The sequence below is a fragment of the Roseibium sp. Sym1 genome, from assembly GCF_027359675.1.
GTDB lineage: Bacteria > Pseudomonadota > Alphaproteobacteria > Rhizobiales > Stappiaceae > Roseibium.
Window position 1 is genome coordinate 3,225,335 of the sequence record NZ_CP114786.1, and the last position, 23,699, is coordinate 3,249,033.

Consider the following 23,699-nt stretch of genomic DNA (forward strand, 5'->3'; position numbering starts at 1 on the left):
CGGGCGACGGAACGCGGGAGACGGCGGGGAGGCCCCGCTTCCCTTGCTCAGTGACGTGCCATCCAGGCGTCGATTTCCTTCTCGGCCTCTTCGCGGGTCTTGCCGTATTTCTGCTGGAGCAGTCCGGCCAGTTCCGTGCGGCGGCCTTGCACGCGGTCAAGCTCGTCTTCCGTCAGCTTGCCCCAATTGGCAACCGCCTTGCCCTTGAACTCTTTCCAGTTTCCTTCGATTTGGTCCCAATTCATCAGTCTCAAACTCCTTTGTTTACAGACATGATGGAAACGGTTGGGGCGCGGGAAAGTTCCAAAAATAGGCCAACGTGCCGCGATCGATTTCCCAAGGACAATCCGAGGGGACAGGCGCTCAAACGCCGGCCGTTACCGTTTCTGATTTCCGGATGATGGAGCCGGCAACGCATGACTGAACTTTTGCACTACCTGTTCGGAGCGGCGTCCTTCATGCCGCACGGCTACTGCCTTCTCTGGCGACCGGACCTGGTTGCCATGCATGCGATCTCGGACGGGCTGATCGCCCTGGCCTATATCGCCATTCCGGTCGCCATGCTGACGTTTCTTCGAAAACGGCCGGACATCCAGGGCAACAGCCGAAAGATCGGCTACCTGTTCATCGCCTTCATCCTGGCCTGCGCTGTCACACACCTGACCGCTCTTTTGACGCTTTGGTGGCCGGCTTACGGCGCACAGGGCCTGGTGAAGGTGGTGACCGCCGGTGTTTCCATCGTGACCGCGGTGGTCGTCTGGCAAATGTTCCCCAAGTTGCTGGCCATTCCCTCATTGCAGGACCTGGAGAGGGCCAACGAGCTGCTGCAAGCAGAGAACCAGCAGCTGAATTCGGAAGTCGGCAGGAGCCGGGGGGAGCTCGACCGCATCAATGACCGGTTCGAAACCGCGTTGACCGGGTCGAACATTTCGGTTTTCTCCCAGGACAGGGACCTTCGCTACACCTGGATCCACAATCCGCGTTTTGGCTTCGAACCGGCGGAGGTCATCGGCAAGACGGACGCGGACGTGCTCGGCCGTGAAACGGCGGAGGATGTTGTCGCGCTGAAACGGCAGGTGATGGAAACCGGAGACTCCGCTTCCACCTATATCGCCATCGACAACGAGGAAACGGGCACCCAGTTCCTCGATCTCATCATTCACCCCACGACCGACAGGTCAGGCGCGGTCGACGGTGTTCTGTGCACAGCCGTCGACATGACGGAAAAGAACCTTTACGAAATCCGCCTCGCGTCGATGGCGACGCAACTGGCCGAAGCCAACAAGCGGTTCGAAAAGGCGCTCGACGGGTCGTTGATCACCGTGTTCGAACAGGACCGGGACCTGACCTACCTGCATGTGGTCAACCCGCCGCCGGGCCTGGATGTGGAGCATTTCGTCGGCAAGACCGACCGGGACCTGTTTTCAGAGGAAGACCAGCTGAAGCTGATCCCCGCGAAACAGAAGCTCATGGAGACAGGGGAAAGCACCGTTCTGGAAGTCGATATCGACATGGACGGAACACCCAAGAGCTACAATGTCAGGCTCGATCCCGCCAAGGATCGGGAAGGCAGGGTGACGGGTGTGCTCGGGACCGCGGTCGACATGACCCACAAGCGGGAAAACGAAAGGCAAATGCATCTCGTGATGCGTGAGCTGACCCACAGGTCGAAGAACCTTCTTGCCGTGATTCAGGCGATGGCGCGCCAGACGGCGGCGAAATCGGACAATACCGAGGAGTTCGTCGAGAGCTTTTCCGCACGTCTTCAGGCCATGGCGGCCAGCCACGACCTGCTGGTCTCGCAATCCTGGTACGGCGCGGACCTGCGTGAACTGGTTCTGACCCATCTCGGCCAATCCATCGATCCCGGCAGCCCGCAGATCGAGGTTCGCGGTGAAACGCGCGCCATCACGGCGGATGCGGCCCAGAACATGGGGCTCGCGCTTCACGAGCTGACGACCAATGCCGCCAAGTATGGTGCCCTGTCGGTCGTCGATGGCAGGTTGACCGTCTCTTGGGAACAGGTGGGAGAGAACATCCGGCTGACCTGGACGGAAACCAACGGTCCGGAAGTGGTGCCGCCGAAGCGGAACGGGTTCGGCCGCATGCTGCTTGAGCGTCTGGTCGGTCCCTCCCTGGACGGAGACGTGAACATAGACTTCTCGCCGGAAGGACTTCGCTGCGTCATCGAATTCCCGTCGAGGCACCTGGTTTCCTGAAAAGGCTCCTGCCGGAGAAGTTCAGCCGCCGGTGTTCAGGCGCCGGCGGCTGCGGTGTTTCCATTCGTCCGATGCTTGTCCGCTCTTTTCGAGCGACACCAGGGCCTGGCCGATATCCTTGAGGATCCGCGCCCGGTTTGCCTTTTCCTTGCCGGATGCGGGCGTCTGACGGTTCAGGGCCTCGCGCCAGGACAGTAGGGCGGCCTTTTTCTGGGTGCGTGAAAGTCCGGGGTCAGCCAGAACGCTCGATGCAGACCGAAAGCCCGCAAATCTCTGTGGTACGCTCACCATCGTTCCGCCGTGCTGGTTTCTCGTTCAGGGACAAGTTGCCCGCCGCGCCGTGCGGCAGGCAACCGGTGGCGCTGCCGCATCAGTCGGTGACCAGGGCCCGCAGCATCCAGGCCGCCTTCTCGTGGAACGTGATCCGTGCGGTCAGCAGATCCTCCGTCACCAGGTCGCCATGGGCGCCGGCATAGCGGGCCATGTCGCGCATTTCGGCCGAGATGATTTCGTGGCTCTGGACAAGGTCCCGGATCATGTCCCGGGCGTCGGGCATGCCCCCGGCCGGCAAGGTGACGGTCAGGTTCAGGCTGCCGTCCTGGACGTTGACCGGGGCGCGGTGGCCGAGGGCCCTGATGCGTTCGGCAAGCTCGTCCGTGGCGGCAAAGAGATCCTCGTAATGTTCTTCCGTCAGATCGTGTATCGGCTTGAACATCGGCCCGACCACGTTCCAGTGGTAAAGGTGCGACTTGATGGTCAGCATGTAGGTTTCCGCCAGAATGACCGACAGATGCTTGGCCAGCTGTTCGCGAACCTCTTCGTCAATGCCGGTTTGCACGGTGTCTGTCCGGGGTGTTTCGATCGTCAGGACACTGGACATGTGAATGTTCCTTTCCGGTTTGTGGTGGCGAGGGTTACTGCGTGAGGTCGGCTGCCTGACCGGTGCCATCGATGGCCCCGATCGAGAAGTCCATACCGGCCGTCTGAAGCAGGCTGAGACCGACAAACGCGACGGCCACCAGCGCGAGACTTGTCAGCAGAATGGCGAGGACGGGACGTCCGCGTTCTCCCTGCCGGACCCGCTCCGCCGGGCGATTTGAGCGTTGTTCGTTCATCTGTGCCTCCTTCGGTTGGCAAGGTGATCTGCGTTACGTTGTGTAAAGTTTCGTGAACTGGAATCGTTCCGGCGCAAAACAGAACTTCTTTTTCAACACCTTGGAAAAGGAAGCCGCGACCCCCGTGTCCTCTCCGGAGGCGCAGGGCAAGATGGCCGGCGATTGAACCGGCCTGTGGCTTCGCGAACGCTGCGTGCGCACGGTTTCGCGTGGCGATGCAGCTGGTCTTGAGGGAGCCAATGACATCATTTTCCGGCGCCAGGCAGGCTAGTGACCGAAGTCCGAGCGGGGAGCCGGCAAAAAAAGACGGGAACCATTTCGGCCCCGAGCGGTTTACCGGGCGAGCCGCACCCCATTGCGGCTCGGGCGCCGCCGCCTCCTGACAGGACGCGGCCGGTCGCCGTTTTTCCATGTCCTCCCGCATTCCGGGAGTGTTACGAACCCGAACCATTGGAGCGTTACGATGGCAACTGCCAAGACCGCTACATCAGCTTCCGCGAAACCCGCAAACGATCATGTCAGTGCAAGCGAGATCGAGAATGATATCGAACGCATCCGCGAGGACATCGCCGCGCTGGCCGGCTCGCTGAAGAAATACGGTGCGGGCAAGTCGGACGAGTACAAGGAACGGGCAAGTTCCGCCGGTCAGGACCTGACCAGAATGTCCCAGGACGCCCTCAACGATCTGACAACCGAACTGAAGGGTTACGAACGGGCGTTGACGTCGGAAGTCCGCCGGCATCCGCTGCAGGCGCTCGGCATTGCCGCAGGCGTCGGTTTCCTGGTCGCGGCACTGGTGCGCCGCTGATGCTGATGCGCGCCGTCCCTCTTGCGCTTTCCGCGGCTTCCCGTGACATGCGGGGCCTGTACCGCCGCGCCAAGCGCAACACCGCGCTGATGGTGTTTGCGGGGATTTGCTTTGCCACGGCCTATCTGGCGGCTCTTGTCGCCGCGGGGGCGTATCTTGCTCCCGTCTTTGGGGCGGGGCCGGCTGCGCTCCTGATCGCTGCCGCGATGGTGGTGGTCGGCGCTCTGGCGCTTTGTGTCCTTGCCATTCTCAGGCACCGTGACAAGAGACGCAACGCGCGCAGGCAGGCCGGGCAACGGCTTGCGGCCGCTGCCGCGGTTTCCGTCTTGCCGCAGCTAGCCCGTTCGAAAAGCCTGCTCGTCGCGGCCGCGATTGGCGGGTTGGCCTACATGGCCGCCCAGGGACCGGGCGATGACGACGCCTGACGTGCGCCGGCCCCAGGCAATGGGCGGGAGGAGATCCCGATGACACCACAGGCAGATATTACGACCGGCAGGCCTGCCGCCGCGACCGCTCAAGGAGGCCTTCGGCCGTACCCGGGCGTGCCTGACCAGATTGTTCGGGGCGCCCTGGTGATCCTGTGCGCCATCGCCGTGATCGCGGCGCTCAACGTCGGCCAGGTCATTTTCGCTCCTGTCTGCCTGTCGATCGTCGTCGGGTCGATTTTCGGCCCGGCCGCCGACCGGCTGGCACGGTTGGGTGTGCCGTCCTGGATATCCGCGGCTTCCATGGTGCTGCTGTTCATCCTGCTGATCTTCACGGCCGGGGCAGCCTTCGTCGTGCCGTTGTCCGACTGGCTCGACAGGTTGCCGCTGATCTGGGCGCGGCTTCAGGCCCAGCTGATCAGCTGGCAAGGGTTCTTTGCTTCGCTCAGCAGTCTTCAGGAGGAACTGCGAAATGTCATGGGCGGTGCGGACGAGGTCAAGGTAAGCGTTGAGGAGACGTCCCCTGTCGAAAGCGTGTTCTATTTCGCACCGGCCTTTGTGGCGCAGGTCATCCTGTTCCTGGCAAGCCTCTATTTTTTCATCCTGACACGGCCCTATCTCCGCCGGTCGGCGCTCGGCCTGTCGGGTGACCGGGAGGGGCGGAAGTTCATCTCTGCGGCTTTCCGCACGATAGAGGAGAGGCTTTCAACCTATCTCCTGTCGATCACGCTCATCAATCTCGGTCTTGGAGCTTCCGTTGCCCTGGTGTTTTGGCTGCTGGATGTGCCGTCTCCCCTCTTGTGGGGCCTGCTGGCCGGCATGCTGAACTATGTCATCTACGTCGGACCGGCGCTCATGGTGGTGGTGCTGGCCGGCGTCGGTCTTGCAACGGGCAACACGGTTCCGGCTGTCCTGACCCCGCCACTTGTCTATCTCGGACTGAACCTGATCGAGGCCCAGTTCGTCACGCCGACCGTTCTCGGGCGGACGATGACGCTCAATCCCTTTGCCGTGTTTCTCACCATCGCGTTCTGGATCTGGCTGTGGGGCCCGGTCGGCGGTTTTGTAGCGGTCCCTTTGTTGCTTGTCGCCGCGTCCCTGATCGAGCTGATAACCGTGTCGTCCGCACCGGGATGATGCGGGATTGCCCGGCCTAACGGCACAAAAAAATCGCCCCGAGGGGGGCGATCTTTTTGTCAGTCGTGTCCAGGGTCAGGATCAGTTGTTGTAGGCGATCATGTCGGCGGCAACGGGCCAGCCGGTGCAGGTGGTTACGCCGTCGCCGGATACACACCGCATCGGGCGGCTGCGGGCATCGGCGAGATCCATTTTCAGGTCGCCTTTCCCGCCTTTCACTGCGTCTTCCGCGACGGAGATGGCGGTTTTGTCGGTAGATGGCTTTTCAGCATCCTCCGTGAGGGTCTCGGCGGCTCCGAGAGCCGTCGCCAGGAAGACCGTTCCCATAACAATGGGAGCACCTGCGGCAAGAATGCGTTTTCGAAAAGTAATCATGTCGTTACCTCCGCCTCGTAAACGTTTGTAACAAGAATAAGTTTCAAATTTTTTCGAACACTGTTTCTCTTTTGAGCGGCAACGCAAAGAATCCGGTTACCAATTTGATCGCCGGGTGCCGGTTGTTCGAGAAACAGGTTTGCCGTGCCCGGAAACCACGGTCCGCCATTTGCGGAAACCGGCCGGAATTACGAAGCGCGCCGACACTGTCGGGACGTTTGCGAAAATAGGCTGCGGCGGGATAACCTATGTTAATGCGGGCGCAGATAAAGCGTGTAAGATCAGGGCTCTATATTCAGTCCGCCCAAGAGCGCTTCCATGATTTCTTCAACTGATATGCCCCTGAAGGGAGCGCTTGGCGCGGCCCTGATTGTCGAGGACAATCCGATCATTGCCCTGGATACCCAGACGATGCTGGAGGAACTCGGATTCATGCCCGTCAAGGTCCTGACCAGCCTGTCCGAAGGCATCGAGACAATCGCGCGCGAGCTCTACAATTTCGTGATCCTTGACGTCAAGATGGGCGATGATACCAGTCTGAAATTCGCTGAACTCCTGCTCGACCGTGGCACCCGCTTCGTCTTCGCCAGCGGCTATGGCGACATGGAATCGATGCCCGAGATTTTCCGGAACCATACAATTCTGAGCAAGCCCTACACCAAGGACCAGATTGCCAGTCTGCTTTCCCGGATCTGAACCGCAAGCGGCCGCCGGCGTGCGCCTGACATGACTGGCATCCCGTCTAGATGAGCGGGCGCCGGGTCCTGTCGTCACGTTCATAGGACGCGACCGCTTCAAGCTTTTCCCGGTTGAGGATCTGCAGGCGGTCCTTCTTCCAGCTGATCAGGTTGCGGGCCTGCATCTTCTTGAGAGTCCGGCTGACGTGAACGGGCGTGATGCCGAGCGCCTCCGCGAAATGCGCCTGGGTGAACGGGGCATCCAGGGTGTGGTTGCGCGCATATCCAACGCTTTCCGCCCGGTCGTGCAGATGGAGCACCAGATAGGCGAGACGCTCGAGCGCGTTGCGCTGGCCGAGGCTCAGCAGGTGACCGTCGATCATCTGTTCCTCGCGCGAGGCCATCCAGGTCATCGAATAGGCGAGCGCCGGATATTCCTTGAACACCGACCAGACCTTGTCCCGCTGAAAGACGCACAGGGTCGTGTCTGTCAGCGCCGTCACCGTGTGCTGCATCTCGTTCAGGATCGCCAGTTGCAGGCCGACCAGGTCACCGGGCAGGGCGAAATTCAGGACGTGGCGCCTGCCGTCCGGAAGCGACTTGTGCCTGAACGCCCAGCCTTCCAGGATCGTGTAAAGGTGCGGGGTCTTGTTGTCCTCCAGCACGATGGTCGAGCCGGCCTCGACCTTGAGTTCGCCGGTCTTGAATTTCGCGACGAAATTCAGTTCCTTGTCCTCGAACGGGCGGAAGGTCTGCTTTTCGCGCAGCGGGCACGCATGGCACTTGGTCTGGAACTTCAGCGTATCGGCCATGGACTGACGGCACTCCGGTTGTTCGCTACAGGCGCGCCACGGTCACGAGAGACTGCGCGCATGCGGCAACGTTATACCAACCGCAATTAATGGGAACCGATCTGATGTCATTGTTCCGGTTTGCCGGCAAGGCGCGTTGCGCAGGACGGCCTGGTTGGCCGTTCAAGCGGCGCAACGCCGTCCGGCGGGCCGGAACAGGCCACCGAAGGCCGCGTTTGGAGGCTGTTCTGCCGCGTCGCAGATTTTGGACGATACCCCGTATCGCCCTGCAATCTGCTCCTTGCCGAACAGTCTCCAAACGCGGTCAGATGGGTTCCTATTAAGTGCGGTTGGTATTAGCCCAGAAGTCGCTCGACGGGCAGGGAAATCGGACCTTGCCGATTTCACGAAAGCCCGTCACTCTTCGGTTTTCAGAAGGCCGGAAAAATGCGTCAGCAGGCGGTGCTTCAGGATCTTGCCGGTGGCCGCCACCGGGAGCGCCTCGACGACAAGGATCCGCGATGGACGCTTGTACCCGGCAAGCCGTGTGGAAACGTAGGCGCGCAGGTCGTCTTCGGTCACGGCTCCGTCCTGGGAGGGCTGCACGAAGGCCACCACTTCCTCGTCGCCATTCACCCGGCGGCCGACAACCGCCGACTGGACCACCGCCGGGTGATCGTTCAGCGCGGCCTCCACTTCCGGCGGATAGACGTTGAAACCGGAACGGATGATGAGTTCCTTCGAGCGCCCAACGACATGTAGCCGGCCCTGGTCGTCCCACTTTCCGAGATCGCCGGTTCGCAGGAAGCCGTCATCGGTCATCATCGCGGCGGTTGCCGCGGGGTTTCGAAAGTAGCCCAGCATCACCTGAGGGCCGCGGGTCAGGATTTCGCCGACTTCGGCATCTTCGCCGACATCAAGGTCCAGCTTCAGTTCGACGCCCCGCAAGGGTGAGCCGACACTGATATCCGGATCCCCGATCCGGTTTCGTGTGCCGCAGACACCCGCCGTCGTTTCCGTCATGCCGTAACCGTTCTGAAGCGGCAGACCGTAAAAGGCTTCCGCCTTGCGTTTCCAGGCCGGATCGAGCGGGGCCGCGCCGGAAGACACGTATCGCAGGGTTTCCGATCCGAGTTTCTTCAGGCCCTGCGCCTCGGCATGGGCCATCAGCAGCGCATGCATCTGCGGGACCGCCGGCATTACGGTGGTTCCGGATCGCAATGCATGAAACAGGTCGGCAGGCACGAACCGTGTCACCAGTTCAACCATGGCCCCGGTATAGGCCGAGGCCATCAGCATGGAGGCGACACCGAAGACATGGGTCAGCGGCAGGGCGCCGTAGACATGATCCTGCGGGCCGAGGCCACGCAGCTCGGACGAGGCGATGGCCGCAAAGACGAGATTGGCGTGGCTCAGCATCACGCCCTTCGGATCGCCGGTTGTTCCCGTGGTGTAGAGAAGCAGTGCCGGGGGCGACGAGGTCTCGGGCAGGGGCTCCGGGTCGCTCGAGCCCGCAGCGATGTGCAGGGCACCGAACCCTGTTGTGATTCCGGGCGCGATTCCGGCCGCGTCACCCGCGTGGGCGGCGGCTTCCTTGCTGACATTCGACGTGTAGAAGGTGAGTACGGGCTTCGCATGAGCGGTGATCCGCGCGATTTCGGCCGTCGACATGCGCGCATTGACGGGCACGGCCCAGGCGCCGATGCGCGAGCAGGCCATCATCAGGACCGGGACGGCGAGACAGTTTTCCGCCACCACCAGCACGCGCTCGTTCGGTGCCGCCCCGTGGCTGCGCAACAGCGCCTCGGCCTCGGCAATCAGGCCGTGGTATTGCCGCCAGCTGTAGAGCGTGCCGTCACAGTCCTTGATCGCGGGTGCGTCCGGGCGCAAGGACAGGTGCTGTTCGACAAGCTCGTGAATGCGGGCAAATGTCATCGCCCTTCCTCCGTGCGGGATGTGCGGGCGCGTTTGAAGACGCCGATCGAGGTCGCGATCAGCCGGTCGTCCTCGTCGACCAGGGTCGCTTCCAGGTACAGAAGGGCCCGGCCGCCACCGGTCACCCTGGCAGTCGCCGTCACCCGCTTGCCGGCATGGGCGGGTGCCTGGAACTGCGTGGACATTGAGATCGTCAGGAAAGGCGTGCGGCCCTTTGGGTCGACGGTCAGGGACGAGGTCGCTCCCATGGCATTGTCCAGGATCGTGGTCGCGATCCCTCCGTGAAGGACACCGTGCCGGTTCGAGTGCGCTTCCGTGACATCAAGACGGCAACGTGCACTGCCGTCCTCGTGGCCGATTTCCAGAACGTATCCGAGTGTCTTCTGGGCGCCGGTTTCTGCCTCTATGATCTCGATCATGCGGCGGAAAGCCTGATGAATCGCTCAAGGTGGAAATCCGTGTCCCCGAAGCGGTGATCGACCATGGTCAGCCGCTTTGCAAAGTGACCCAGGGCGTATTCCTGTGTCATGCCGATGCCGCCATGCATCTGGATCGCTTCTTCCGCGACGAGCTTGCCCACGCGCCCGATCAGGTTCTTGGTGGCCGACACATGCAGTTCGCGCTCGCCGGCGCCGGACGCCAGATGACCGCAAAGATTGATCACGGCACTGCGTGCCTGTTCGATTTCGATCAACATGTCGGCCATGCGATGCTGCAGCGCCTGGAACTTGCCGATCGGCTGGCCGAACTGGCGGCGCTGGCGCAAATAGTCGACCGTCAGCGACTTGATGGTTTCCATCAGGCCGAGGGCCTCCGCGCACTGCGCGGCCGCCGCGCGCGCATTGGCGCGTTCGATCATCGGGAAGGCCTTGCCTTCCTCCGCGACGAGGGCCGCGGCGGGAACACTGCAGTCCAGCGCCACTTCGGCGGCATGCCCGCCGCCATATACCGGATAGTCCCGCAGCTGGACTGCGTCCGCGGGGACCAGGAACAGGGAGATGCCGGCTTCCGCGTCGGCGTCGCCGGAGGTGCGGGCGGACACCACCAGGGTGTCGGCGGCAGAGGCGTGGTGGACAACGGCCTTGCGGCCGGTGAGGTGCCAGCCGTCGCCGGTCCGCTCCGCGCGCGTCTGGACGCGGTTGAGATCGTAGCGCGAGGCCGGTTCGCCATGGGCAAATGCAACCAGGCGTCCGTCGATGATGTCACCGACCTCTTCGGTCCGTCCGGCCTCGCCGAGAAGACCGCCGGCGAGCACCGCGGTTTCGATAAGCGGCGTCACGGCACCCGCACGGCCCAGTTCCTCGAAGACCACCATGATATCGAAGCCGCCGCCGCCGAAGCCTCCGTGTTCTTCGGGCAGCATCGCGCCGGGCAGTCCCATGTCGGTGAGGCCCTGCCACAGCGCGGTGTCGAGACCTGTCCCGTTTTCATCCGTCTGGCGGATGCCTTCAGGCGTGACATTGGCAGCCAGGTAGCGCCTGAGGCCGTCCTGCAGCATCTGGCGTTCTTCGGTCAGTTTGAAATCCATTTCAGAGCTCCAGGATCGCCTTGGAAATGATCTGGCGCTGCACTTCGTTGGAGCCGCCGTAGATCGAGAGTTTCCGGTTGTTGAAATAGGCCTGGCTGGCGGGCAGGGCGTAGTCGGGTCCAACCGGTTCCACGTTCGAACCGTCCTCCAGCGCTTCGGAAACGAACGGCGCGGCATAGGGGCCGACGGCCTGGCGGGCGAGGGCATTGATCTGCTGGCGGATCACCGTGCCCTTGATCTTGAGCATGGAGCTTTCCGCGCCGGGGGCCTGGCCGTTGCTGGCGGCCGCAATCGTCCGCAGGTTGGTCGTCGCCATCGCCATCAGGTCGATCTCGACCTGGGCGACCTTGGCCGCGAAGAACGGGTTCGACATCAACGGTGCGCCGCCCTGCATCTGTTCGCCCGCGATGCGCTTCAAGGTGGTCAGGCCAGCCTGCGCATAGCCGACGCCGGCGATGTTGGTGCGTTCATGGGTCAGAAGGTACTTGGCGTAGGTCCAGCCCCTGTTTTCCTCGCCGACAAGGTTGGACACGGGCACCTTCACATTGGTGAACCAGACTTCATTCACCTCCGGCTCGCCGTCGATCAGGACGATCGGGCGCACCTCGATGCCCGGGCTGTCCATGTCGATCAGCAGGAAGCTGATGCCCTGCTGGGGCTTGCCTTCCCTGGACGTGCGCACGAGGCAGAAAATCTTGTTGGCGTACTGGCCGAGGGTCGTCCAGGTCTTCTGCCCGTTGACGATGTAGTGGTCTCCGCTGCGTTCCGCGGTCGTCTGCACGTTGGCGAGATCTGATCCGGCGCCCGGCTCCGAATAGCCCTGGCACCACCAGTCGTCACCGTTCAGGATGCGCGGCAGGTAATGGGACTTCTGGGCGTCACTGCCGAATTTCATCAGCACCGGCCCGAGCATGGCAAGGCCGAAGGGCAGGATCCGGGGCGCGTGCGCCCGGGTCGTTTCTTCCTCGAAGATATGGCGCCGGACCGCATCCCAGCCCGTGCCGCCATGCTCCTTCGGCCAGGTGACGCCGAGCCAGCCGCGCGCGTTCAGGATGGCATGCCATTCCTCGTAGTCGGCCTTTGTAAGGCGCTTGCCGCGGGAGACCTTCTCGGAAAGTCTTGGCGGCAGTTCGCGGTCCAGAAAGGCGCGCACCTCGTCGCGGAAACCCGTCTGTTCGTCCGTGAAGTTGAGGTCCATGACTAGTCTCCGAAAATTTCAAACAGGCCCGCGGCGCCTTGCCCGCCGCCGACACACATGGTGACGACACCGAGCTTCGCCTGCCGGCGCCGGCCTTCGAGCAGCAGGTGTCCGGTCATGCGCGCTCCGGTCATGCCGAAAGGATGGCCAATGGAAATGGAGCCGCCGTTGACGTTGAGTTTCGTGTCGTCGATGCCGAGCCGGTCGCGGCAATAAAGGACCTGGCTTGCGAACGCCTCGTTCAGCTCCCACAGGTCGATGTCATCCACCGTCAGGCCATGACGTTCCAGCAGGCGCGGCACCGCGAAGACGGGACCGATCCCCATCTCGTCCGGCTCGCACCCGGCAACGGCATAGCCGAGATAGCGGCCGAGCGGTTTCAGGCCGGCCTTTTCCGCTTCGCGTTCATCCACCATCACCAGAGCGGCGGCGCCGTCTGAAAGCTGGGAGGCATTGCCGGCGGTGACGAACTTGCCGTCGCCCATGACCGGCGGCAGCCCCGCGAGCCCCTCAAGGGTGGTCGACGGCCGGTTGCATTCATCCCTGGAGATGGTCACGTCCTGATACGTGACGTCGCCGGTGGCCTTGTCGGTGACGGCCTTTGTGACGTCAATCGGCACGATCTCGTCCCGAAACAGGTCCGCCTCCTGTGCGGCGGCGGTCCGCTGCTGCGATTTGAGGGCCAGTGCGTCCTGGTCCTCGCGGCTGATGCCGTAACGCGACGCAACCGTGTCGGCGGTATCGATCATGGTCATGTAGAGGTCGGGCCTGTTTGCCTCGATCCAGGGCTCGCGCGAGAGGCGCGGTACCGGCTGGTTGAGGGAGATGCTTTCCGCTCCGCCGACAAGGACGGCCCTGGCACCTTCGGCCGCGATCATCTGGCCGCCCATGGCAATGGCCTGAAGGCCCGAGGCGCAGAAGCGGTTGACCGTGGTGCCGGCGACATCGACCGGAAGACCGGCCCGGACCACGGCCTGCCGACCGAGGTTGCCTCCGGTGACGTGTTCGGGATAGCCGGTTCCCCAGATGGAATCTTCCAGCAGGACCGGGTCGATCCCGGCCCGGTCGACGGCATGGCGGGCAATGTGGCCGGCCATGGTGACGCCGTGGGTGCGGTTGAAGGCGCCGCGCGCGGCCTTGCCGATCGCCGTGCGGGCGGTGGAAACGATGACGGCCCGGGTCATTGCGCGTCTTCCCTGTTGAGATCGGAGAAGGTCCGCCCTTCCTCGACCAGCCGGACCAGGAGCGGTGCGGGTTGCCAGAAATAGGGATCGTCTGTTTCCCAGGACCTGATGTCGTCCAACAGTCCTGCCAGTCCCTGCGTGTCTGCCCAGAGCATCGGCCCGCCGCGCCACCGGGGAAAGCCGTAGCCATAGAGAAGCGTCACATCGACATCGAGCGGACGGCGGGCGATGCCTTCCTCGACCACCCTGGCGGCCTCGTTGACCATCGCTGCCATGTAGCGGCGCACGATTTCGTCCGGGCCGAGGGGGCGTTGCCGGTGCCCTTTGCGGGCTTCTTCCAGAAGCGGCTCCACGTCCTTGTTCGGTGACGCCTTGCCGTCCTGATAGGTGTAGTAGCCGCGCCCGGTTTTCCGCCCGAGCCAGCCCTTGTGGTACATCTCGTCGCCCCAGGTGGGGACGATGTCGCGGGGGTCACGGGTCGCCGCCTTGCGCTGACGGGTCATGTAGTTGATGTCGAGCCCGGCGAGATCGCCCATCTCGAACGGTCCCATCGGCAGCCCGAAATCCCTGATGGCCGTGTCGATGTCCCAGGGCGACGTGCCTTCCAGGATCATCCGGTCCGCCGCACCGCGGTAGGTGGACAGAATGCGGTTGCCGATAAAGCCGTCGCAGACACCGGACCTGACGGCGACCTTGCCGAGGCGTCTGGCAAGGGCAAAGGCGGTTGCCGTGACATCGGCTGCCGTGCTGTCGGCAACAACGACTTCCAGCAGCTTCATGACATGGGCCGGCGAGAAGAAATGCAGCCCGATGACATCGCCGGGGCGGGCCGTGGCGCCGGCAATTTCATTGACGTCGAGATAGGAGGTGTTGGTGGCCAGGATGGCGCCCGGTTTCATCACCGCGTCGAGAGAGGTAAACACCTCCTTCTTGACGGCCATGTCCTCGAAGACAGCCTCGATGGCCAGATCGGCCGCGCCGAGCGCGGCATAATCCGTCACTGTCGCGAGTGCCGCCAGGGCGGGCTCAAGTCTGCTCTCCGCAAGCTTGCCGCGTTTCACGGCGGCTGCGAGATTGGCCGAGATGGTCGAGCGGGCCTTGTCCGCCGCGGCATCGTCCCGTTCGAGCAATGTCACGGACAGTCCCGCAAGCAGGCACGAGGTCGCAATGCCGGCCCCCATGGTGCCGCCGCCGATCACCCCGACATGGGCAAGGGTGCGCGGCGCCACGCCTTCCAGGTCGGGCAGCTTTGCGACCTTCCGGTCGTTGAAAAACGCATGGATAAGCCCGGCGCGTTGCGGCGTGTCCAGAAGGTCCAGAAAGCACCGCCGTTCCTCGGCCATGCCTTCGGCGAATGGCAGGCGTGTCGAGGCTTCGACAACATCGATCGCCTTGAGCGGGGCAATTTCACCGCGGGCCTTTTTCTTCCAGACGGCGCGGGCCTCCGCAAAGGCGCCTTCGTCGAATTGCGGGTTGGGCAGCTCGCTGACCCTGCGGACGGGAGCCCCCTTTTCCGCAATCTCCCTGGCAAAGGCGAGGCCGGCCGTGCGCACGTCGCCATCGGCAACACGGTCCACCAGACCGATTTCCAATGCCTCCTGCGCAGAAATCGAACCGCCGGCGGGCATCATCGCGAGCGCCGGCGCCACACCGGTCAGACGGGGCATGCGCTGGGAGCCGCCGGCGCCGGGTACAAGGCCGAGCTTGACCTCCGGAAAACCGAAACGCGCATCTTTCGTCGCCAGGCGGTAATGGGCTCCGAGCGCGATTTCGCAGCCGCCGCCGAGGGCGGGGCCGTGGACGGCCGCGACCACCGGTTTGCGGCTGCTTTCGATATGTGTGCAGACATCGGGAAGAAAGGGTTCAAGGGGCGGTTTTCCGAATTCCGAAATGTCCGCTCCCCCGATGAAGAGTTTCCCCTCGCCGACAATCAGGGCAACGGCGGCATCGTCCCCGGCAAAGCGGTCGAACGCCTCCCACAGGCCCTGCCGGACCGCTTGCCCGAGCGCGTTGACCGGAGGATTGGCAATCGTGACGACCGCGATGGTGCCTTGTCGTTCGTAGCGTACAATTTCCGTCATTCTGTCCCTGTTCCCTGGTGAAATCGTCTAGTCGCGGCGGACTGTCATCGAAGGCGGCTGGCCCATCATCCGTTCCAGTTCCTTGACCGCATCGTTGAGCTTCGGGCCGACTTCCGTTTCCATGCGTTCCACGCTCAGGTCCTGGGGCATGGCCCCGCAGGTGAAGATCACGGGCTCGGCGAGGTCCCGGGTTGAAAACGGTTTGGAAACGGCGTGGATGGTTGTTGCGAAATAGTCTTCGGGCGGTGTGATGGAAAACCCGCGTGCGACCAGCTGGCCATAGGCGTCGTCGCGGATCGCCACCGCGCTTTCCATCGTGAGACCGCGGTCGCCGCCGGCATCGGCGACGGTTTTCTCAAAGAGCTCCTGCGACAGTGCCGCCAGAAGTGCATGGCCCGAGGACGAGCCTCTGACCGGCACCCTGTGGCCGACTTCCAGCCAGAGCGAGGAGACGCCGCGCGGCCGCCATGTCTTGACGATCAGCAGCTTGGATTCGTCGCGCACCAGCAGCAGGGCGAGGGTGCCGGTTTCATCCGCCAGCCGCTGCATGATCGGGCCGGAAATGTCGACAAAGGAAATCGACGCCTGCGCGACGTTCCCGAGGGCCAGCAAGGCCGGGCCGGGGCGATAGCGGTCATGCCGGCGGGCATGGGTCAGATATCCCAGGGACTGCAATGTGAACGTGAGCCGCGAGACGGTGCTTTTGGGAAGGCCGGTGCGCTCGGAAATCTCGGCGTTGCCCAGACCGTCGTCCGACGCCCGGAAGGCGCGCAGGACCGTGAGCCCCCGGGCGAGGGTGGTGGCGAAGCGGCGGTCGGTCGAGGCAGGCGTCTGGTCCATGGTCATTCTCACATTGAATTCGGGATCAGAAGCGACAGTATCGGGAATGCCATGATGAGGGCCAGCACCACGACATCGATATACAGAAACCGGAGGATGCCCGAGAAGATGCGGTCAATCGGCACCTGGCGGCCGACCACCGAGCCGATGACGAAGACGTTGAGCCCGACCGGCGGCGTGATCAGTCCGATTTCCAGGAGCTTGATGACGACAACGCCGAACCAGATGAGGTCGAGGCCGTAGCCCTCGATCAGGGGAACGAGGAGCGGCAGGGTCAGCACCATGATCCCGATCGGGTCGAGAAACATGCCGAGCAGAAGGTAGATCGCGGCAACCGCGAGCATCAAAACGACAACGTTCAACTCGGCCTGCTGCACGGCGGTGACGATGTCGCCGGCAACGCCGGTCAGGGCAACAAAGGCGACAAAGATCTTGGCGCCTGCGGCGATTATGAAAATCGACGTGGTCTGGATGACGGTTTCCCGCAGGGCCTCGACAACGGATCGCATGGTCAGGCGGCGTTGAAGAAAGCCGATCAGCAGCGCGACGGAGACGCAGACCGCGGCTGCCTCCGTGGCCGTGAAGATGCCGCCATAGATGCCGGCGACGATGATGACGAACAGCAGGACCGCGGGCCAGGCCTCGATGGCTGCCTGGAGGCGTGCCGCGCGGGTGACGGCGGCCTCGTGAACCGGGGCCGCCGACGGGTCGCGCATCACCCAGATCCAGATCACCAGGACGAAGCCCAGCAGGGATATGATCCCCGGGATGATACCGGCAAGGAAGAGCGAGGAGATCGATGTTTCGGTGAAGATGCCGTAAATGATGAAGAGAACCGACGGCGGTATCAGGCTGCCAAGCGTGCCGCCCGCGGCCACGGATGCGGTGGCCAGGCGCTTGTCGTAGCCCATGCGCAGCATTTCCGGGGCGCAGATCCGGCCCATGGTCGAGGCGCAGGCGATGGACGATCCCGTGATGGCGGAAAACCCGCCGCAGCCGACCACGGATGCCATTGCGACGCCGCCGGGAATGGCGGCCAGCCAGACGCGGGCGGCGTGGTAGATCCGGGTGGTGATCTCGGCCCTGTAGGCGATGTGCCCCAGAGCGACGAACAGCGGGATCATGGAAAGATCGTAGCTGTGGATCAGGTCGAAACTGTTGGAATAGACGAGGCTCGATGTCGGGCGGATTGCGCGCTCCGGCATGAAGGTTCCGGTCCTGAAGGCGAACATCACGAACGTGCCCGCCGCCGCGACGCCGGCAAGGGCGAAGGCAATCGGAACACGCAGGCCCAGAAGCACGATCAGGGCGGCAAAGGCACACAGGCCGACCAGGGTCCCGTCCATCAGGCGGCCTCGTCTGTCTTGTCGGCCGAGAGGCGGCCGCCGGAACGAAGTGTCCGGATGTCGTCGACTACCATCACCAGCAGGCGCAACCAGCAAAACACCATGCCCGCAAGAAAGATCACGCGTCCGGGCCATTTGGGCAGATGCAGTTCGCCGAAGAAGAAGGACCCGGCTTCAAGGGCGTGTGCAGCTTCCCGCCAGCCCGCATAGATGAGCGGCGTCAGCGCAATCAGACCGAATACCGAACCGAACACGATCAGGCCGTCGCCGACGCGGGGCGGCAGCTGGTTGGCGACGAACTCTACCGCGATATGGGCCCGGTTCGCCGTGGTGGCCGCGAGTGGCAGGACCACGGCCGCCACCATCAGTTCGGCAACGACAACCGTTGAATCGGGAATGCCCGAATTGAAGGCCGCGCGCAGGACCACGTTGGCGGTGATCAGCAGGCCGAGCCCCAGGACGGAGACAATGGACAGGTCGACGAGCAGACGCTCGATCCGGCGAAGCATGGCAACACCACTGGCAAGGAAAAGGGGATCAGGGAAATCGGCCCCGCCCGAAGGCGGGGCCGGCCGGCGTCAGCGCGTCCAGGGATATCCCTGTTCGTCACGCTCGGCTTCGTATTTGGCGATCAGGGCCTTGTAGTCGTTCAGGAGTCCGGCACCGTCCAGGCCGGCGGCATCCGCACGCTCGATCCAGGCATTGACGTAGGTGCCACCGCCCTCGACCAGCTTGGCGCGATCGGATTCGGGCAATTCGATCACCTCGACCCCGGCCGCCTTCATCGTTTCGATGGCTTTTTCATTATCGGCGGTGATCAGGCGGCCAAGTTCGTCCGCGATGCCGTCACCGGCCGCCGCCAGGGCTTCCTGTGCTTCAGGCGACAGGCTGTCATAGACATCCTTGTTCATCAGGATGCCGAGCGCACCGACCTGTCCCCAGTTGAGCAGGGTGTAGCTGTCGATCACCTCGTGCTGCTTCAGTGCGGCGGTTGCGTAGCTGTAGCCCTGCGAGCAGTCGAGCAGACCGCTGTCGAGACCCTGGTAGGCGTCGTAGATGGACATGGGCACGAGGTTCGCTCCCATGTCCTTGAACGTGTCGCCGTAAGCACCGACGCCGCGGACCTTCAGGCCGCTGATATCGTCAACGGACCGGATTGCCGTGCCCTTGCAGCCGATATGAACCGCGGAGGTCGTGAAGGTGCCGATATAGACCAGGTTCATGTCGGCGAGGTTCTGCCTGATCGCCTCGTTGTTGCGCATGAGGTCGTTGGTCGCCTTCATGCCCACCCAGGCGTCATCGTTCTTCAGAGGCAGGTCGGCGATGCCGTAGGCGACCATTTCCTGGGGGAAATAGACCGAGATGATGGTGCCCAGGTCCGCGACCCCGTCTGCGACCCCGTTCAGGGCCGCGCCGGCCTTGAACAGGGCGCCGCCCCACTGGATGTCAAATTTCAGATCGTCGCTGGAGAGCTCGCTCGCCTTTTCGGCGAACCAGTTCAGGGCTGCGGCGCGCGCGCCGCGATTGGGGCCGGCTTCCCCGAGGATCAGAGTTGTTTCGGCCTGTGCCACCGACACGGAACCGATCAGGGCGCCAAGCGCCGCTGCTGCCAGGAATTTCATGTTTGCTCCTCCCGAATTCCACTATGCGGAATAGTGTTCCGCATAGTATGCTTCCTCCTGTTCGAATAACGCAAGGCCTTTCTGTTCGCTGTCGGCGGGCGGCCGCTCTACGGGACGCTCGGGCGTGGGGGAAAACCGGTGGAACTTTCTGATTCTGAATGGGAAATTTTCAGGGGGCGGTCGCCGAAAAATCTTGCGGCAAGCTCACGCACGCCTGCTTGTGGCCTGTAACCGCGCAAAAGGCGGCAATCACCGGAAAGAGGCATCCAGGCAGCCGGGATGTTGTCCCGGTTCGTGTGCCGGCGGCTTGGCCCGGGTTTGCGCTGCTCCGCACGAGGCGCTAGCCTGAAACGTCTGCCCTGTCTCAAGTTCTTGCAAAGGGGTGTCCGATGAGAATTCTCACCGCTGTACTTGTCCTGTTCGCCGCCACATTGTCCGTGAGGGCCGACCAGCCGCTCCTTGACAACACGGTGGAATTCACCGGTCAGATTTTTTTCCTCGATAGCAAGGTGCCGGGCCTGGTCATCGGAGTGATCCGGGACGGCGAGACCGCGGTTTATGGTTTTGGCGAAATCGCCAAGGGCAGCGGACGGGCACCGGACGCCGGAACGCGCATCGGGGTCGGTTCCATCACGAAGACCCTGACCGGGCTTGCACTGGCGCATCTGGCGGCCGACGGCACGGTTGGGCTGACCGATCCGGCCAGCAAGTGGAACGCGGATCTGAACGGATTGCCCGATCACGAGGGGCGCGAAATCCGGCTGATCGACATTGTGACCCATTCGGGCGGCCTGCAGCGTGACCTGTTTCCGGTCGAGAATCGGGACGGGGGCGACACAAGGACCTTTCCCGCCAATCTGGACAGCCTGCCCCTGCTCTATGCACCCGGAACCGGCGTGCTCTATTCCAATGTCGGGTTTGATGTTCTCGCGCTGGCGCTGGAAGGCGCCGCGCAGCAGCCCTACACGGCCTATTTGCGTGAACGGGTGCTCGATCCGCTCGGCATGCAAAACACCGGGTACGGCCGGCCGGAGGGTGCAAACACGATGACCGGCTACGACTGGAACGGCGACGAGATGAAACCGCCTGCTCCGGCCCCCAACCGGTATGGTGCGTCACGCATCTACACCACAGCGGAAGACATGCTGCGCTATCTCGCCTGGAATCTGGACCGTTTCGGCGAGGAGGGGCGGGAAGCCCGCCTGCTGAGCCACGCGGCCTGGCTGAAGCGGGACGGCCTTGCGCCGGTCTACGGGATGGACGAAAGCGGGCACATGGATGCGATCGGGCTCGGCTGGGTCGTCATGATGCCCGAGGGCGACCGGCCGCTGATCCTGCAAAAGGCCGGCGGGGCGGACGGGGTGTTCAGCTATCTCGCATTCGCGCCGAGCCGGAATGTTGGCGTCTTCATTGCCATCAACCAGTTCAATTTCGCCGCCGGCATGGAAATGGCGCATGTGGTGAACGAACTGATTGCAACACTTGCACCGCGGTAGGCCCCTTCCGGCCGATCGATGCCGATACAATTTCCGCTAGGTAAACTTTTTTCCGGCGAGTGGTATCGTTGACGTTGTGCTCAGCCCCTTCCATCAGCGCAAGAGTGAAGCCATGGCGATACAAGATACTCCAGCCTCCGGACCCGCACAGGAGGGGGCAGGGGCAGCAATTCCCGCCATTTTGACCCGGCAGGAGGCCGACAAGGCCGGGCGATACAACCAGAAGCGCGGCCGCCGGGTCGGCTGGTCCACCCACTGGTCGGGCGTGTGCCGTGTCCTGGGCATATCCAACGGTGCCGTGTCGCGGGAAGACTTCAGCCAGTATGTCGCGCAGTTCCAGAAAGCCAAGAGGCTCAAGGACGACGGCATGCTGGGACCGGATACCTGGCGCCGGATGAGCGGCGAGGCCCGGTTGGTGTTGAAGGTGCTGCCGCTGCCGGGTTGGGTGCCGAAAACGGCTCCGAAAAAATCACCGCTCCGCGCGGTGTCCGTGGAACCGCTCAACTTCGAGGCGCCCTGGATGGCGATTGCCCTGAGCGAACAGACGTCCAACTGGGTGAACGACGACGAAAACGCGATCGTGGAAGGCGATACGCGGGTCGACGAGGGCTATTTCGAGGCCTGCCCCTATATGGGCGGTGAGGCGTGGAAGCTCAGCGACCGGCAGAAGCTCAAGATCAACAATCGCCACTGGTGCGCCGCGTTCGTCAATTACTGTCTGCACAGGGCCGGCTACAGCCACACCGGCAGCGCCGGTGCCTTTTCCTTCAAGCAGACGCGGCGCTGGCGTTTCGAGGCCCTGAGCGAACCGAGAAGAGGCTGTGTCATCGTGATGGAACACAACAAGGACGGTTTCGATCACGTTGCCTTTCTCGACAAGGTGGGCGACCTGCCGTCCAACCCACGGGGGGACATCGACGCCGGCGATTACAGCGGGTTCACGCTGCTTGGCGGCAATCAGGGGGGAGACAGCGTGAATTCGAAGCGGTTCGTCAACTGGACCTTTTTTGCCACCCGGGATTCCTTCGGCAACAAGTCCCCCTACCTCTACCCGATCAGGGCGGAGGGCGAGGCCAACTGCAACGTGGAACTGCCGACGGCAGGCCCGCATTATTGCGGTGAGCAGTGGAAATAGCACCGGGGAACGCGTCTTTTAGGCTACAACTGGCCCTCGATCGGAAGACTGCCGATAAGGCCTGATGAAATGCGCTGCCCCAGCGACGATCCCGGGTCCGATGTGTAGGTCACGACCTGACCGTCTTCCTCGGTCGTCCAGAGCAGCCTGCCGGTTTCATCCAGTTCGAGCCGATAGCTGTTTCCCGGCAAAACCCCTTCATCCATGAAGGCCTTCAACTGGCGTGCCAGGACACGGCTTTCGACATAAAGGCCGATCTCGGTGTTGAGGTTGGCCGAGCGCGGGTCGAGGTTGAAGCTGCCGACAAACAGGGAATTGCCGTCGAAGACCGCGGCCTTGGTGTGCAACCCGGCCTTCGACTCGGTCGAAATGAAGGTCTGCTGGACCTTCGCCGAGTCCGCCCTGACCTCGTAGAGTCCAATGCCCGCCTCCAGCAATTCCTTGCGGTATCTGGAGTAACCCGCATGAACGGCAACCACGTCGTTCGAGGCCAGCGAGTTGGTGAGAATGCGAACATCGACACCACGCTCGCTGAGTTCCTTCAGCCTGTCGGCGCCGGCTTGCGTGGGGACGAAGTAGGCGTTCTCCATCACAAGCTCGCTTTCAAGACGATCCAGCTTGCCCGACAGGGCACTCAGGATCCTTCCCCCGCTCTCGCTGGAAATGAAATCCGCCGGGTCGTCCCAGACAACATGGGTCGGGGCCCAGGTGAAGTCGTTTTTCAGGGAAGACATGGTCCGGCGAATTTCCGCGACTTTCCGGTTCACGGGATAGGGGTAGCCTTCGGCATTTATGGTCTGTTCGAGCCGGTCACGAGCGAATTGCAGATTGTTGTCGTCAAACGTCTTGGTCACGGTGGCGCCGACGGGAACCGACCACTCCTTGTTCCAGAAATAGTCGAAGACCCTCGAGGCATCGCGCACGACGGGCCCTGCCGCGGCGATATCGAGATCCCGGTAGTTCGAATCCTCCGAGACATCGAAGTAATGATCGCCGATGTTGCGCCCGCCGAGCAGGGCCAGCGCATTGTCGGCGACCATCAGCTTGTTGTGCATCCGGTGGTTCAGCCGGTCAAAATCTCCTATCAGGTTGAACACACGCGCCTTGCGCCGGGCAAAAGGATTGAACAGCCTGATTTCAATGTTCGGATGTGCATCCAGGCTTGCCAGGATTTTGTCGCGCCCGCCGACATTCAGGTCATCTATCAGCAGGCGCACACGTACGCCCCGGTCCGCGCTCCTGAGAAGGGCCCGGGCGAGAATGCGACCGCTCTGGTCCGCATCCCAGATGTAATATTGAAGGTCGAGGCTGTGTTCCGCCAGTTCGGTCATTGCAATGCGAATGGCAAAGGCATTGCGTCCGGTTCTGACCAGTGAAACACCCGACCGTCCCGGATGGTTGATTTCATCGCGCAGATAAAGGCGGCCAAGATAGCTGTTCTCGTAGCTGGAGAAGGAAACCGTCCGGGAACGGGGATAGTCCGGATTCAGCGAGGCGCAGGCTGCCAGGAACAGCACCGGGAACAAGACAAGGCAAATGTGGACATGAACGGATCTGCGCATGAATAGAGTTCGTTTCCTGAGCAATGCCTTCCCTCGGCTCAAACCCGCAAGAGCGGTTCCTGTTCATCTACGGTGCATGAGCCGCATCGGTTCTGTCATCGCGTCACAGACCGATGCGCGCCGGAGAAGCCTTGATTTTTCCGGCCATTCCGGCCCCGGGGTGTCGATCATAGCCAATCAAGTGCCGGAGTGCCATTCGAGCTGGTGTCGCGGAATTTTTCGCCA

24 protein-coding genes are annotated in these 23,699 nt (G+C 62.9%); 7 read left to right on the forward strand and 17 right to left on the reverse strand.

Translation table 11 applies throughout. The features are described 5' to 3' along the window. Positions 1 to 47: 47 nt before the first annotated feature. A complete protein-coding gene (locus O6760_RS14660; RefSeq protein WP_269586101.1) occupies positions 48 to 245 on the reverse strand; it encodes a CsbD family protein in 198 nt (65 codons plus the stop codon). Positions 246 to 416: 171 nt separating this feature from the next. Between O6760_RS14660 and O6760_RS14665 the strand changes: the two genes are divergently transcribed. Continuing rightward, positions 417 to 2,219, forward strand: coding sequence for a sensor histidine kinase (locus O6760_RS14665; RefSeq protein WP_269586102.1), 1,803 nt, complete (start codon positions 417 to 419; stop codon positions 2,217 to 2,219). A gap of 21 nt (positions 2,220 to 2,240) precedes the next feature. On the opposite strand, the gene O6760_RS14670 is transcribed toward O6760_RS14665, so the two are convergent. From O6760_RS14670 to O6760_RS14680, 3 genes are all read right to left on the reverse strand, one after another. Continuing rightward, positions 2,241 to 2,510: a hypothetical protein gene (locus O6760_RS14670; protein ID WP_269586103.1), complete on the reverse strand. Its 270-nt coding sequence runs from the start codon at positions 2,508 to 2,510 to the stop codon at positions 2,241 to 2,243. Between the two features lie 79 nt (positions 2,511 to 2,589). Continuing rightward, positions 2,590 to 3,099 (reverse strand): Dps family protein, encoded by a 510-nt coding sequence (locus O6760_RS14675; RefSeq protein ID WP_269586104.1) that lies wholly within the window; start codon positions 3,097 to 3,099, stop codon positions 2,590 to 2,592. A 34-nt stretch (positions 3,100 to 3,133) separates the two neighbouring features. Next, positions 3,134 to 3,334: a hypothetical protein gene (locus O6760_RS14680; protein ID WP_269586105.1), complete on the reverse strand. Its 201-nt coding sequence runs from the start codon at positions 3,332 to 3,334 to the stop codon at positions 3,134 to 3,136. A 463-nt stretch (positions 3,335 to 3,797) separates the two neighbouring features. Between O6760_RS14680 and O6760_RS14685 the strand changes: the two genes are divergently transcribed. The 3 genes from O6760_RS14685 to O6760_RS14695 are packed head-to-tail and all read left to right on the forward strand — an operon-like array spanning position 3,798 to position 5,704. Then, positions 3,798 to 4,142 (forward strand): DUF883 family protein, encoded by a 345-nt coding sequence (locus O6760_RS14685; protein ID WP_269586106.1) that lies wholly within the window; start codon positions 3,798 to 3,800, stop codon positions 4,140 to 4,142. Next, the gene (locus tag O6760_RS14690) at positions 4,142 to 4,567 is read left to right on the forward strand and encodes a hypothetical protein (protein WP_269586107.1); all 426 of its coding nucleotides are present in this window, start codon (positions 4,142 to 4,144) and stop codon (positions 4,565 to 4,567) included. Before O6760_RS14685 ends, O6760_RS14690 begins: the two co-directional genes overlap by 1 nt. A 39-nt stretch (positions 4,568 to 4,606) precedes the next feature. Beyond that, complete coding sequence (locus O6760_RS14695) at positions 4,607 to 5,704, forward strand: AI-2E family transporter (protein WP_269586108.1); 1,098 nt, start codon at positions 4,607 to 4,609, stop codon at positions 5,702 to 5,704. An 81-nt stretch (positions 5,705 to 5,785) separates the two neighbouring features. Here the strand turns inward: O6760_RS14695 and O6760_RS14700 are convergent, their stop codons facing one another. Beyond that, on the reverse strand, positions 5,786 to 6,079 hold the full coding sequence (locus O6760_RS14700) for a hypothetical protein (protein ID WP_269586109.1): 294 nt from the start codon (positions 6,077 to 6,079) through the stop codon (positions 5,786 to 5,788). A gap of 318 nt (positions 6,080 to 6,397) precedes the next feature. Here O6760_RS14700 and O6760_RS14705 point away from each other — a divergent pair, with 318 nt between their 5' ends. Further along, on the forward strand, positions 6,398 to 6,775 hold the full coding sequence (locus O6760_RS14705; protein ID WP_269586110.1) for a response regulator: 378 nt from the start codon (positions 6,398 to 6,400) through the stop codon (positions 6,773 to 6,775). A gap of 46 nt (positions 6,776 to 6,821) precedes the next feature. On the opposite strand, the gene O6760_RS14710 is transcribed toward O6760_RS14705, so the two are convergent. The 11 genes from O6760_RS14710 to O6760_RS14760 form a co-directional block, all read right to left on the reverse strand. Then, positions 6,822 to 7,568, reverse strand: a complete 747-nt coding sequence (locus O6760_RS14710; protein ID WP_269586111.1) for a Crp/Fnr family transcriptional regulator — start codon at positions 7,566 to 7,568, stop codon at positions 6,822 to 6,824. A gap of 396 nt (positions 7,569 to 7,964) precedes the next feature. After that, a complete protein-coding gene (locus O6760_RS14715; protein ID WP_269586112.1) occupies positions 7,965 to 9,482 on the reverse strand; it encodes a class I adenylate-forming enzyme family protein in 1,518 nt (505 codons plus the stop codon). Next, on the reverse strand, positions 9,479 to 9,901 hold the full coding sequence (locus O6760_RS14720) for a PaaI family thioesterase (RefSeq protein WP_269586113.1): 423 nt from the start codon (positions 9,899 to 9,901) through the stop codon (positions 9,479 to 9,481). The genes O6760_RS14715 and O6760_RS14720 overlap by 4 nt, the downstream gene beginning before the upstream one ends. Further along, complete coding sequence (locus tag O6760_RS14725; protein WP_269586114.1) at positions 9,898 to 11,010, reverse strand: acyl-CoA dehydrogenase family protein; 1,113 nt, start codon at positions 11,008 to 11,010, stop codon at positions 9,898 to 9,900. Before O6760_RS14725 ends, O6760_RS14720 begins: the two co-directional genes overlap by 4 nt. A gap of 1 nt (position 11,011) precedes the next feature. Continuing rightward, entirely contained in the window at positions 11,012 to 12,208 is a 1,197-nt protein-coding gene (locus O6760_RS14730) for an acyl-CoA dehydrogenase family protein (protein ID WP_269586115.1), read from the reverse strand. A 2-nt stretch (positions 12,209 to 12,210) separates the two neighbouring features. Beyond that, the gene (locus tag O6760_RS14735) at positions 12,211 to 13,392 is read right to left on the reverse strand and encodes an acetyl-CoA C-acyltransferase (protein WP_269586116.1); all 1,182 of its coding nucleotides are present in this window, start codon (positions 13,390 to 13,392) and stop codon (positions 12,211 to 12,213) included. Continuing rightward, positions 13,389 to 15,473, reverse strand: a complete 2,085-nt coding sequence (locus tag O6760_RS14740) for a 3-hydroxyacyl-CoA dehydrogenase NAD-binding domain-containing protein (RefSeq protein WP_269586117.1) — start codon at positions 15,471 to 15,473, stop codon at positions 13,389 to 13,391. The genes O6760_RS14735 and O6760_RS14740 overlap by 4 nt, the downstream gene beginning before the upstream one ends. A 27-nt stretch (positions 15,474 to 15,500) precedes the next feature. Next, entirely contained in the window at positions 15,501 to 16,313 is an 813-nt protein-coding gene (locus O6760_RS14745) for an IclR family transcriptional regulator (RefSeq protein WP_269586118.1), read from the reverse strand. 8 nt (positions 16,314 to 16,321) lie between these two features. Next, complete coding sequence (locus tag O6760_RS14750) at positions 16,322 to 17,659, reverse strand: TRAP transporter large permease (RefSeq protein ID WP_269586119.1); 1,338 nt, start codon at positions 17,657 to 17,659, stop codon at positions 16,322 to 16,324. After that, entirely contained in the window at positions 17,659 to 18,168 is a 510-nt protein-coding gene (locus tag O6760_RS14755) for a TRAP transporter small permease (RefSeq protein ID WP_269586120.1), read from the reverse strand. The genes O6760_RS14750 and O6760_RS14755 overlap by 1 nt, the downstream gene beginning before the upstream one ends. Before the next feature lie 69 nt (positions 18,169 to 18,237). Next, positions 18,238 to 19,281, reverse strand: a complete 1,044-nt coding sequence (locus O6760_RS14760) for a C4-dicarboxylate TRAP transporter substrate-binding protein (protein ID WP_269586121.1) — start codon at positions 19,279 to 19,281, stop codon at positions 18,238 to 18,240. A 389-nt stretch (positions 19,282 to 19,670) separates the two neighbouring features. On the opposite strand from O6760_RS14760, the gene ampH reads away from it, so the two are divergent. Both ampH and O6760_RS14770 read left to right on the forward strand, forming a co-directional pair. Beyond that, complete coding sequence (gene ampH / locus O6760_RS14765) at positions 19,671 to 20,777, forward strand: D-alanyl-D-alanine-carboxypeptidase/endopeptidase AmpH (RefSeq protein WP_269586122.1); 1,107 nt, start codon at positions 19,671 to 19,673, stop codon at positions 20,775 to 20,777. A gap of 112 nt (positions 20,778 to 20,889) precedes the next feature. Then, on the forward strand, positions 20,890 to 21,912 hold the full coding sequence (locus O6760_RS14770; protein WP_269586123.1) for a CHAP domain-containing protein: 1,023 nt from the start codon (positions 20,890 to 20,892) through the stop codon (positions 21,910 to 21,912). 23 nt (positions 21,913 to 21,935) lie between these two features. On the opposite strand, the gene O6760_RS14775 is transcribed toward O6760_RS14770, so the two are convergent. Further along, complete coding sequence (locus O6760_RS14775; protein ID WP_269586124.1) at positions 21,936 to 23,474, reverse strand: phospholipase D family protein; 1,539 nt, start codon at positions 23,472 to 23,474, stop codon at positions 21,936 to 21,938. Between the last annotated feature and the right edge of the window lie 225 nt (positions 23,475 to 23,699).

What these genes read in the sequence shown, in the direction of transcription:
- O6760_RS14755 (WP_269586120.1), bottom strand. Translation starts at nt 18,168, where the DNA reads ATGCTTCGCCGGATCGAGCGTCTGCTCGTCGACCTGTCCATTGTCTCC.
- ampH (WP_269586122.1), top strand. Translation starts at nt 19,671, where the DNA reads ATGAGAATTCTCACCGCTGTACTTGTCCTGTTCGCCGCCACATTGTCC.
- O6760_RS14725 (WP_269586114.1), bottom strand. Translation starts at nt 11,010, where the DNA reads ATGGATTTCAAACTGACCGAAGAACGCCAGATGCTGCAGGACGGCCTC.
- O6760_RS14710 (WP_269586111.1), bottom strand. Translation starts at nt 7,568, where the DNA reads ATGGCCGATACGCTGAAGTTCCAGACCAAGTGCCATGCGTGCCCGCTG.
- O6760_RS14720 (WP_269586113.1), bottom strand. Translation starts at nt 9,901, where the DNA reads ATGATCGAGATCATAGAGGCAGAAACCGGCGCCCAGAAGACACTCGGA.
- O6760_RS14705 (WP_269586110.1), top strand. Translation starts at nt 6,398, where the DNA reads ATGATTTCTTCAACTGATATGCCCCTGAAGGGAGCGCTTGGCGCGGCC.
- O6760_RS14665 (WP_269586102.1), top strand. Translation starts at nt 417, where the DNA reads ATGACTGAACTTTTGCACTACCTGTTCGGAGCGGCGTCCTTCATGCCG.
- O6760_RS14685 (WP_269586106.1), top strand. Translation starts at nt 3,798, where the DNA reads ATGGCAACTGCCAAGACCGCTACATCAGCTTCCGCGAAACCCGCAAAC.
- O6760_RS14775 (WP_269586124.1), bottom strand. Translation starts at nt 23,474, where the DNA reads ATGCGCAGATCCGTTCATGTCCACATTTGCCTTGTCTTGTTCCCGGTG.
- O6760_RS14670 (WP_269586103.1), bottom strand. Translation starts at nt 2,510, where the DNA reads ATGGTGAGCGTACCACAGAGATTTGCGGGCTTTCGGTCTGCATCGAGC.
- O6760_RS14690 (WP_269586107.1), top strand. Translation starts at nt 4,142, where the DNA reads ATGCTGATGCGCGCCGTCCCTCTTGCGCTTTCCGCGGCTTCCCGTGAC.
- O6760_RS14730 (WP_269586115.1), bottom strand. Translation starts at nt 12,208, where the DNA reads ATGGACCTCAACTTCACGGACGAACAGACGGGTTTCCGCGACGAGGTG.
- O6760_RS14680 (WP_269586105.1), bottom strand. Translation starts at nt 3,334, where the DNA reads ATGAACGAACAACGCTCAAATCGCCCGGCGGAGCGGGTCCGGCAGGGA.
- O6760_RS14745 (WP_269586118.1), bottom strand. Translation starts at nt 16,313, where the DNA reads ATGGACCAGACGCCTGCCTCGACCGACCGCCGCTTCGCCACCACCCTC.
- O6760_RS14740 (WP_269586117.1), bottom strand. Translation starts at nt 15,473, where the DNA reads ATGACGGAAATTGTACGCTACGAACGACAAGGCACCATCGCGGTCGTC.
- O6760_RS14675 (WP_269586104.1), bottom strand. Translation starts at nt 3,099, where the DNA reads ATGTCCAGTGTCCTGACGATCGAAACACCCCGGACAGACACCGTGCAA.
- O6760_RS14700 (WP_269586109.1), bottom strand. Translation starts at nt 6,079, where the DNA reads ATGATTACTTTTCGAAAACGCATTCTTGCCGCAGGTGCTCCCATTGTT.
- O6760_RS14660 (WP_269586101.1), bottom strand. Translation starts at nt 245, where the DNA reads ATGAATTGGGACCAAATCGAAGGAAACTGGAAAGAGTTCAAGGGCAAG.
- O6760_RS14760 (WP_269586121.1), bottom strand. Translation starts at nt 19,281, where the DNA reads ATGAAATTCCTGGCAGCAGCGGCGCTTGGCGCCCTGATCGGTTCCGTG.
- O6760_RS14750 (WP_269586119.1), bottom strand. Translation starts at nt 17,659, where the DNA reads ATGGACGGGACCCTGGTCGGCCTGTGTGCCTTTGCCGCCCTGATCGTG.
- O6760_RS14735 (WP_269586116.1), bottom strand. Translation starts at nt 13,392, where the DNA reads ATGACCCGGGCCGTCATCGTTTCCACCGCCCGCACGGCGATCGGCAAG.
- O6760_RS14715 (WP_269586112.1), bottom strand. Translation starts at nt 9,482, where the DNA reads ATGACATTTGCCCGCATTCACGAGCTTGTCGAACAGCACCTGTCCTTG.
- O6760_RS14695 (WP_269586108.1), top strand. Translation starts at nt 4,607, where the DNA reads ATGACACCACAGGCAGATATTACGACCGGCAGGCCTGCCGCCGCGACC.
- O6760_RS14770 (WP_269586123.1), top strand. Translation starts at nt 20,890, where the DNA reads ATGGCGATACAAGATACTCCAGCCTCCGGACCCGCACAGGAGGGGGCA.